The 8,520-nt window shown below is 73.4% G+C and carries 8 protein-coding genes; 4 read left to right on the plus strand and 4 right to left on the minus strand.

From position 1 onward, the window contains the following. Nucleotides 1–120 precede the first annotated feature (120 nt). Together ACZ3J7_RS05910 and ACZ3J7_RS05915 are read right to left on the minus strand one after the other, a co-directional pair. Complete coding sequence (locus tag ACZ3J7_RS05910; RefSeq protein WP_465617269.1) at nt 121–1,017, minus strand: IS982 family transposase; 897 nt, start codon at nt 1,015–1,017, stop codon at nt 121–123. A gap of 170 nt (nt 1,018–1,187) precedes the next feature. Further along, nucleotides 1,188–1,748, minus strand: coding sequence for a TetR/AcrR family transcriptional regulator (locus tag ACZ3J7_RS05915; RefSeq protein ID WP_465617271.1), 561 nt, complete (start codon nt 1,746–1,748; stop codon nt 1,188–1,190). A gap of 124 nt (nt 1,749–1,872) precedes the next feature. On the opposite strand from ACZ3J7_RS05915, the gene ACZ3J7_RS05920 reads away from it, so the two are divergent. Continuing rightward, complete coding sequence (locus ACZ3J7_RS05920) at nt 1,873–2,391, plus strand: cupin domain-containing protein (protein ID WP_465617273.1); 519 nt, start codon at nt 1,873–1,875, stop codon at nt 2,389–2,391. A gap of 70 nt (nt 2,392–2,461) precedes the next feature. Here the strand turns inward: ACZ3J7_RS05920 and ACZ3J7_RS05925 are convergent, their stop codons facing one another. Continuing rightward, nucleotides 2,462–2,893, minus strand: coding sequence for a winged helix-turn-helix transcriptional regulator (locus ACZ3J7_RS05925; RefSeq protein WP_465617275.1), 432 nt, complete (start codon nt 2,891–2,893; stop codon nt 2,462–2,464). A 103-nt stretch (nt 2,894–2,996) separates the two neighbouring features. Here ACZ3J7_RS05925 and ACZ3J7_RS05930 point away from each other — a divergent pair, with 103 nt between their 5' ends. Then, nucleotides 2,997–3,848 (plus strand): alpha/beta fold hydrolase, encoded by an 852-nt coding sequence (locus ACZ3J7_RS05930; RefSeq protein WP_465617277.1) that lies wholly within the window; start codon nt 2,997–2,999, stop codon nt 3,846–3,848. Between the two features lie 209 nt (nt 3,849–4,057). Here the strand turns inward: ACZ3J7_RS05930 and ACZ3J7_RS05935 are convergent, their stop codons facing one another. After that, entirely contained in the window at nt 4,058–5,446 is a 1,389-nt protein-coding gene (locus tag ACZ3J7_RS05935) for an FtsW/RodA/SpoVE family cell cycle protein (RefSeq protein ID WP_465617279.1), read from the minus strand. Nucleotides 5,447–5,665: 219 nt separating this feature from the next. On the opposite strand from ACZ3J7_RS05935, the gene ACZ3J7_RS05940 reads away from it, so the two are divergent. After that, nucleotides 5,666–6,058, plus strand: coding sequence for a DUF302 domain-containing protein (locus ACZ3J7_RS05940; RefSeq protein WP_465617281.1), 393 nt, complete (start codon nt 5,666–5,668; stop codon nt 6,056–6,058). A gap of 118 nt (nt 6,059–6,176) precedes the next feature. After that, nucleotides 6,177–8,348 (plus strand): MMPL family transporter, encoded by a 2,172-nt coding sequence (locus tag ACZ3J7_RS05945; RefSeq protein ID WP_465617283.1) that lies wholly within the window; start codon nt 6,177–6,179, stop codon nt 8,346–8,348. Nucleotides 8,349–8,520: the final 172 nt, after the last annotated feature.

An 8,520-nucleotide genomic window follows, 5' to 3' on the forward strand; every position in this document is an offset into this window, starting at 1 on the left:
TGCAGATGTCGCAATCCACACCGAGCCAGAAGGCCCTCACTCATTTCAAGATCGCCAGACCGTGAACCCCGTCACCAACCTCCGTGGTCAGTACATCTAGACGAGTAGTTCCGAAGTCGGTCAGTGGTCGTAGGTGATCAGGGAGCGGGTGACGGGTCGGCCGGTGGTTCGGTTGTGCCAGATCGCGCACGTCATCGCGAGCAGTCGCTGGCCGACCCGGGCGCCGAGGCCCTCGATGGTGCGGCCGCCGTGCTGTTCGAGGCCGAGTTGGCCCTTGAGGGTGTCGTTGACGGACTCGATCAGCTGTCGGACCGACTTCAGCAGCCCCTCCCCGGGGCGTGGGGTCCGGTTGCGGTAGGAGGGCCGTAGCAGCGTGATGCCGTGCTGGTCGAGGAAGCGGTCGAGTTCGGCGGAGACGTAACCCTTGTCGGCGAGAATCAGCAGACCGGGCCGCTCGCGGGCCAGCTCGGGTTCGGTCTCGATGAGGGCGGCCAGGACCTCGCGCTCGTCGACCTTGGGACTGGCCAGGGCCCAGGTGACGGGCAGCCCGGCGGGGGTGCAGACCAGGTGCAGCTTCAGGCCCCAGAACCAGCGCGAGTGCGAGCGGCTGTAGCCGTAGCCGGCCCACCCGGCCAGGGCCGAGCGTCGGACGGTGTCGTGGGAGCGACCGCACTCGACGGGTGTGGAGTCGGTGATCCACACCGGGTCGGACCACAGGTCGGTCGCCTGGGCCAGGTCTCGAATCGCCTGCTGGAGCAGGGGCCTGGCGGCGCGCAGGCGCTTGTTGTAGCCGGGTCGTTCGGGCAGGTGGGGGAACATGCCACGCAGATGGGCACGGGCGAAGCGGATCCAGCGCGCCTCGGAGTGGAAGCCCAGCAGCACCTGGGCCACGGCCAGGCACACCAGTTCCGAGTCCGTCAGCCGCGGCGGGCGGCCCAGCCAACGCGTTCGGGGTAGATGATCATCGATCTGCACGTAAAGTGCGGTCAGGAGGGTGTCCAGTTCTTCGGTCGTCACAACCCGAATGCTGGACACCCTTCCTGCATGCCCGAAGCAGAACCAGCAAAGCCAGCTGACTTCGGAACTAATCGTCTAGCGGCCGGGGGCCGGGGGCGGCCGCGGCCGTCGGTGGGTGGCGGGGGGCTTCGGGTCGGTGGCGAGCGCGCGGTTCCGCTGGTGCGGGCGGGTCAGTCGCCCACCGCTGCCACCAGCGTGACCATGACCTCGACCGCCTCGCGGTCCGGCAGCCCCTGCTCCCGGCAGAGCGAGCGCCAGGTCGAGAACGCCGTCGCGTGGCCGATCACCGCCCGCCGGGTGGCTCCGCCCGTCACCGGCCACGCCTCGGCCAGCACCTCGACGTACCGCCCGTTCCGCGCCGCCCAGGCCTCGCGGATCGAGTCGGGCGCCGCGTGCAGGTCGCGGCTGACCAGCGTCAGCATCTGCTCGCCCGCGCGGTAGAAGCGGTAGAGGTCGGCGAGTCCGGCCGTCAGCCGTTCGACCGGGTCCCCGATCGCTGCCCACGCCTCGGGCCGGGGCAGCCGCTGCTGCGACAGCCAGTGCCCCGAGCACGCCTGGAACAGCGCGGTCCCGTCGGGGAAGTGCCGGTAGACGGTCAGCCGGGTGACCCCGGCGCGCTCGGCGATCGCCGCGATGCTCGTCGCCGCCGGGCCCGCGGTGCCGTGCAGGTGCACGGCGGCCTCGACGATGCGCTGCCGCGTCCGTCCCACGTCCTCGGCGCGTTTGCGCATCTCGTAGCCACGCGTTTTCGATGAACGCCGCTGTTCACTCACCTGTTGACGTCCTGCGGTCCGGGGCGGAGACTTTTTAGGAGAACGCCAGTGTATCGCCGAATTGCGCGGAGGAGTGATCACCATGACGGAGCCGTCGGCCCCACCACTCACCATCGTCCGACCCGGCGAGGGGGACGAGGCCTTCCTCGGCTCGATCGGGGTCGCCTTCAAGCTCTGGGGCGCCGACACCGACGGCGCGGTCTCCGTCGTCGAACACCCCTTCCCGGTCGGAGCGCTGGTGCCGCCGCACCTGCACACCCGGGAGGACGAGTACTCGATCGTCACCGAGGGCGAGATCGGCTTCCGGTCCGGCGACCGCGAGGTCGTCCTGGGCGCCGGCGGCTACCTCACCAAGCCGCGCGGGGAACTGCACGCGATGTGGAACGCCGGTCCCGTCCCGGCCCGGATGATCGAGATCATCAGTCCGGCCGGCTTCGAGCACTTCTTCCGCGAACTGGCCGAGATGCTCGCCGACGGACCCCCGCCGACCGAGGACGCGCTCCCCGCGCTCGCCGCCGCGTACGGACTCCGGTTCGAGCAGCCCGACTGGCTCCCCGACGTCGTCGCGCGGTACGGCCTGACCCCGCCGCCCACCGCCTGAGCGGCCGCCGCGAGGCCGTCGCGAGGCCGTCGCCGGGGCGGAGCCGTCCGCTCGTGACCGCCCCCACCGGCTAGGCGGGGGGCGCCTCGTCCGCGAGCCGGTGGTGGCGGTCGATCTCCGGCATGTGCGTCTCGGCCCAGGACCGGAGGGCGGCGAGGGGGGTTTCCAGGGACCGGCCCAGGTCGGTGAGCCGGTAGTGGACGGCGGGCGGCACGGTGGGTTCCACCCGGCGCGCGACCAGGCCGTCCCGGGTCAGGCCCTGCAGGGTGACGGAGAGCATCTTCTGCGAGATGCCCGGGACGCGGCGCCGCAGTTCCGCGAACCGGAGCTCGCCGGGAGCCTCCTCGGCCAGCACCTTGACCGCCAGCGACGTCCACTTGGTGCCGATCCGGTCGAGCAGGCGGCGGGTCGGGCAGTTCGGGTCCAGCAGGTCACCGCGCGCACCGGGCCGCCGGTCGGGTCCGTCGGGTCCGTCGGGTCCGTCGGGCCTGGACGTGGTCACCCGGGGCTCACCACCTGAGGGGAGAGTGCCGTCTTGGGAGGACCACGATAGTTCCCTAGCGTGGCCTGGTCACCCTCCCCCGCCCCGCACTTGGAGTCCCGCCGTGCCCGAACTGCGACGCGTCCTCGCCAACGGCGTCGAACTGAACGTGGCCCTCGACGGGTCGGGACCGGCCGTCCTGCTGCTGCACGGCTTCCCGCACACCTGGGAGCTGTGGACGGACGTCATGGCCGGCCTGTCCGACCGCCACCGCGTCATCGCCCCGGACCTGCGCGGGTTCGGCGCGAGCGGCCGGGCCACCACCGGGTACGACGCGGGCACCCTCGCCGCGGACGCCGAGGCGCTGCTCGCCGCGCTCGGCGTGCACGCGGCCGCCGTGGTCGGCATCGACGCGGGCGCCGCGCCGGCCTTCCTGCTCGCGCTGCGCCGTCCCGACCTGGTCCGGCGACTGGTCGTCATGGAGGCCCTGCTGGGCCGGCTGCCCGGCGCCGAGGACCTCCTGGCCGGCGGGCCGCCGTGGTGGTTCGGCTTCCACGCCGCCGCGTCCGACCTCGCCGAGACCGTGCTGGAGGGCCACGAGGCCGCCTACGTCGACTGGTTCCTGAACGCCGGCACGCTCGGCGACGGGGTGCGCCCCGCGCTCCGGGACGCGTTCGTCCGGGCGTACACCGGCCGCCAGGCGCTGAGCCGTGCGTTCGCGTACTACCGGGCCCTGCCCGAGAGCGCGGCGCAGATCGAACGGGAGGTCGCCACCGCCCGCCTGACGGTGCCCACCCTCGCCCTGGGCGCCCGACCCGTCGGCCCCGCCCTGGAACGCCAACTCCGCCCGGTCGCCGACGACCTGACCGGACACGTCATCGAGGACTGCGGCCACATCATCCCGCTGCACCGCCCGCACACCCTGCTCGCCCTGCTGCGCCCGTTCCTGGCCGACAGAGACCCCGGAGCCACCTGACCGCCCGACAACCCGGCCCCGCACCGAACCCCCTTACCGGCCCGCCCCAGGCTCCAGTTCGGCTCGGCCCGCCGCCCTACCCCTCACCACCCGCGCCCCACGCCGAACACGGTTACCGGCCCGCCCCAGGCTCCAGTTCGGCTCGGCCCGCCACCTCCCCCACCCCGCCCGCCGCAGGCGCTCCCACCCATGCCCCGCACAGGAACCGCTTACCGGCGTGCCGCGGGCTCCAGTTCGGTTCGGCCCGCCGCGTCGGAGAGTTTGATCAGGATGGCGGTGAGGAGCCAGTTCGCGGTGAGGGAGGAGCCGCCGGCGGCGAGGAAGGGCAGGGCTTTGCCGGTGAGGGGGATGAGGCCGGTGACGCCGCCGGTGACGACGAAGACCTGGAGGGCGAGGGCGGCGGCGAGGCCGGTGGCGAGGAGTTTGCCGAAGGGGTCGGTGAGGGCGACGGCGGTGCGCAGGGCGCGTTGGACGAGGAGGGCGTAGAGGAGGAGGAAGGCCATCGAGCCGGCCAGGCCGAGTTCTTCGCCGACGGTGGTGAAGATGAAGTCGCTGCGCCCGGCGAAGCCGATCAGGAAGGGGCGGCCCTGGCCGAGGCCGGTGCCGAGGACACCGCCGGAGCCGAGGCCGAAGAGGGCCTCGGCGGGCTGGTAGGAGATCAGGGCGGGGTCGTGGACGGGCTCGTAGATGTCGAGGGGGTGCAGCCAGGCTTCGACCCGGCCGTGGACGTGGGGTTCGAGGTCGCCGACGACGGTCGCGCCCGCGACGGCCATCAGCAGGCCGATCACCACCCAGCCGGTGCGTTCGGTGGCGGTGTAGAGCATCACCACGAAGACGCCGAAGAAGATCAGCGAGGTGCCGAGGTCCCGCTCGAAGACCAGGACGAGCAGGCTGACCACCCAGATCGCCAGGACCGGCCCGAGGTTGCGGCCGCGCGGCAGGTGCAGGCCCCGGAAGCGGCGGCCGGCGAGGGCCAGGGCGTCGCGGTTGGCGGTGAGGTAGCCGGCGAAGAAGACGGTGATGGCGACCTTGACGAACTCGTCCGGTTGGAAGGAGAGACCGCCGAGGCGGATCCAGCGTTTGGCGCCGAGGGTGTCGCCGGGGAAGAACGCGGGCGCGGCGAGCAGGACCAGGGCGACCGTCATGGTCAGGTACACGTACTTCTGGAACAGCCGGTGGTGCCGGACGGCGGCCAGCACGGCGATCGCGAGCAGGGCGGCGATCACCGTCCAGCTCACCTGGGCGGGCGCGGCGGGGAGTTTCTGCCAGTCGCCCTTCGCGGCGTGCCAGAGCGCGTACGAGTGGTCGAGGCGGTCGAGCAGGACGAGTCCGAAGCCGCTGAGGAAGACCGCGAGCGGCAGGATCACCGGGTCCGCGTACGGGGCGAAGCGGCGGACGGCGAGGTGCAGGAGCAGGGCGAGCGCGCCGAGGCCGGCGCCGTAGCGGGCCAGGTCGGGCGGGAGGGTGCCGCGCAGGGCGAGGCTCGCGCTGGTCCAGCCGGCCAGGCAGACCGCCACCGCGAGCAGGAGCAGGGCGAGTTCGCGGTTGCGGCGCTGTGCGGCGCGGCGTCGGCCGACGCCGCGCGGGACGGTTTTCACCCGGGCCCCCCTCGGTGAGTTCTGCGGTCGTGCGGATGTCGGAGTGCGGCCCGCGGTTCGCGACCGGCCCTGCGACGACGCCCCGCGGGGCTGCCCGGGTTCCACCGCGCCGCACAGTGCCGCACGGCGCCGCGCCGGGAATGCGGCTGCGCGGCTCCGGGTTGCACCCGACGTACGGTTGAATACCCAGGGGGGTATCCAGGAGAGAGGTTCGACGACATGGCGAACGGCATCACCGCCACGCTGACCGGCATTCCCTTCGCGGAGGCCGCCGAGAAGGTCCGCGCGGCGCTCGCCGGGCAGGGCTTCGGCGTGCTCACCGAGATCGACATGACGGCCACCCTGCGCGCCAAGCTCGGCGTCGAGCTGGAGGACTACCTCGTCCTCGGCGCCTGCAACCCCCCGATCGCCCACCGCGCCCTGGAGGCGGACCGCCGGATCGGCCTGCTGCTGCCCTGCAACGTGGTGCTGCGCGCCGTCCCGGAGGGCGTCCTGGTCGAGGCGGTGGACCCGGAACTGATGGTGCGGTTCACCGGGCGGCCCGAACTCGCCGAGGTCGCGGACGAGGCGGCCGGCCGGCTGCGGGCGGCCCTCGGTTCGCTGGCGGGCTGAGTCCGCACCCCCGGGCGGAGCCCGCACCTCGGGCGGAGCTCCCCCGCCCGGGGCGACGCCTGACCTTCTTTATACCCCCCAGGGTATTATTGACTCCCTCGTGCTTGGAGAGAGACCAGTGAACCGCTCCGCCCCCGTCCCGACGGCCCCGACCCCGGCGCCGGCCCCGGCCGTCGCCGACCCGCCCCGGCCGGGGCTGCTGGGCCGTCTCGGCGTGTGGTCCGTGCACCACTTCAAGACCGTGCTGGCCGGCTGGCTGGTGCTGGTGATCGGGCTGGGCGCGTTCGCCCCGCAGGTCACCTCGGCGCTGTCCGGCGCGGGCTGGCAGGCCGACGGTTCGGACTCGGTGAAGGTCCGCGCGCTCGCCGAGCGGCACTTCGCGGGCAACGCCTCGTCCGCGCTGCAGATCGTGGTCGCCGCCGACCGGCCGGTCGACGATCCGGACGTGCGGCAGGTGGTCGACCGGGCCGCCTCGCTCGCCGCCGCCGACAGCCGGATCTCCACCGTCGTACCGCCGCAGCCCGGCGCCACCGTCAGCCAGGACGGCCGCACCGCCGTCCTGCTGGCCGGGGCCGCCGCCTCGCCGGACGACATGGTGCGGGCCGCCGACGACCTCAAGGGGCCGCTGCGCGCCCTCTCCGGCGACGGCGTCGAGGTCACCGCGACCGGGGCCTCCGTGCTGTGGAGCGACTTCAACGAGGCCAACCACGACGCGATGATGAAGTCCGAGGTGATGTCCTGGCCGGTCACCCTGGGCATCCTGGTGCTGGCCTTCGGCTCGCTGGTCGCCGCCGGACTGCCGCTGCTGCTCACCATGGCGGGCCTGGCCGCGTCGGCCGGGTCGCTGGTGCTGATCAGCCAGCTGTTCCCGGTCTCGGTCTGGGCGATGAACTTCGCGATGATGTTCGCGCTCGCCCTGGGCATCGACTACGCGCTGTTCCTGGTGGTGCGCTTCCGCGCCGCCCGGGCCGCCGGGAAGGACGGCCCGCGGGCCGTCGCCGAGACCATGGACACCGCGGGCAAGGCCGTCCTGCTCTCCGGCGCGACCGTGCTGGTCAGCCTGTCCGCGGTGATGCTGGTGCCCGCGCCCGCGTTCCGCTCGATGGCCGGCGGCATCATGCTCGCCGTGCTGTTCGTGCTCGCCGCGACGCTCACCCTGCTGCCCGCCGTCCTCGGCCGGCTCGGCCACCGGATCGACGCGCTCGCCCTGCCCCGGGCCAGGCGGCAGCGGCAGACCTCGCCCCGGTTCGCCGCCTGGGGCGAGCGGCTGTGGCGGCACCCGCTGCGCTGGGGCGCCCTCGCACTGACCGTGCTGCTCGCGCTCGCCGCGCCGGTGATCGGGCTGCGCACCGCGATGCCCTCGATCGACGTACTGCCCGGCGACGCCGACGCCCGGGCCGGCTACACCGCCGTCCAGCAGGCCTTCGGCGCCGGCACCCCCGGCACCCTGCAGATCCTCACCCCCGCCGACCAGGCCGAGGCCACCGTCCGGACCGTGGCCGCGAACCCCGGCGTCGCCGGCGTGCTGCCCGCCCAGCCGGCGGCGGACGGCACCGACTGGGCGATGGTGCAGGCCGTGCCGACCGTCGACCCGTCCGACCCGCGGCTCGGCCACACCGTCGACGCGCTGCGCGCCGACCTGCCCGACCACACCCTGGTCGGCGGCGCCTCGGTGGAGAACCTCGACCTCCAGCAGCTGCTGACCGAGAAGACTCCGCTGGTGATCGGCGTGGTCATGGTGCTCGGCTTCGTCCTGCTGCTGTTCGCGCTGCGCGCCCCGCTGATCGCCGCGCTCGGCACCGCCGCCGGACTGCTCTCCACCGGCGCCGCGTTCGGCGTGGCCCGGCTGGTCTTCCAGGACGGGCACGGCGCCGGACTGCTCGGCTTCACCTCGCAGGGCTTCCTGGACGGCTGGGCGCCGGTGTTCTTCTTCGCGATGATCTTCGCGATCGCGATGGACTACACCGTCTTCCTGCTCGCCTCCGCCAAGGAGCACTACGAGCGCACCGGCGACCCCGGGCAGGCGATGGTCGGCGCGCTGGCCCACTCCGGCCGGGTGGTCTTCGCGGCCGCCGCCGTGATGGTCGCGGTGTTCTTCACCTTCGCGCTCTCCGGGCCGCTGCCGCCCAAGGAGATGGGCATCGTGCTGGGCGTCGCGGTACTGCTGGACGCGGCGCTGGTCCGGCTGGTGCTGCTGCCCGTCCTGCTCCGGCTGGCCGGGCGGGCCGCCTGGCGCACGCCCCGGTGGCTGGACCGCGTGCTGCCGAGGATCCCGTTCTCACACTCCTGACCCCCTCGTCCCGACCCCTCGTCCCCTACGGAAGGAAGCACTCCCATGTGTCGTCGCACCACCTGCAAGTCCTGCGGCAAGCCGAGTTTCGCCGGCTGCGGCATGCACGTCGAACAGGTCCTGGCCGGTGTGCCGAAGTCGCAGCGCTGCTCGTGCGCGGCGGACGCGAAGG

The sequence above is a fragment of the Kitasatospora sp. NPDC015121 genome (assembly GCF_055562955.1).

Bases quoted from the DNA above. Each gene is read 5' to 3' on its own strand.
- ACZ3J7_RS05940 (WP_465617281.1), top strand. From the start codon at position 5,666: ATGGCGAACGGCATCACCGCCACGCTGACCGGCATTCCCTTCGCGGAG.
- ACZ3J7_RS05915 (WP_465617271.1), bottom strand. From the start codon at position 1,748: ATGCGCAAACGCGCCGAGGACGTGGGACGGACGCGGCAGCGCATCGTC.
- ACZ3J7_RS05920 (WP_465617273.1), top strand. From the start codon at position 1,873: ATGACGGAGCCGTCGGCCCCACCACTCACCATCGTCCGACCCGGCGAG.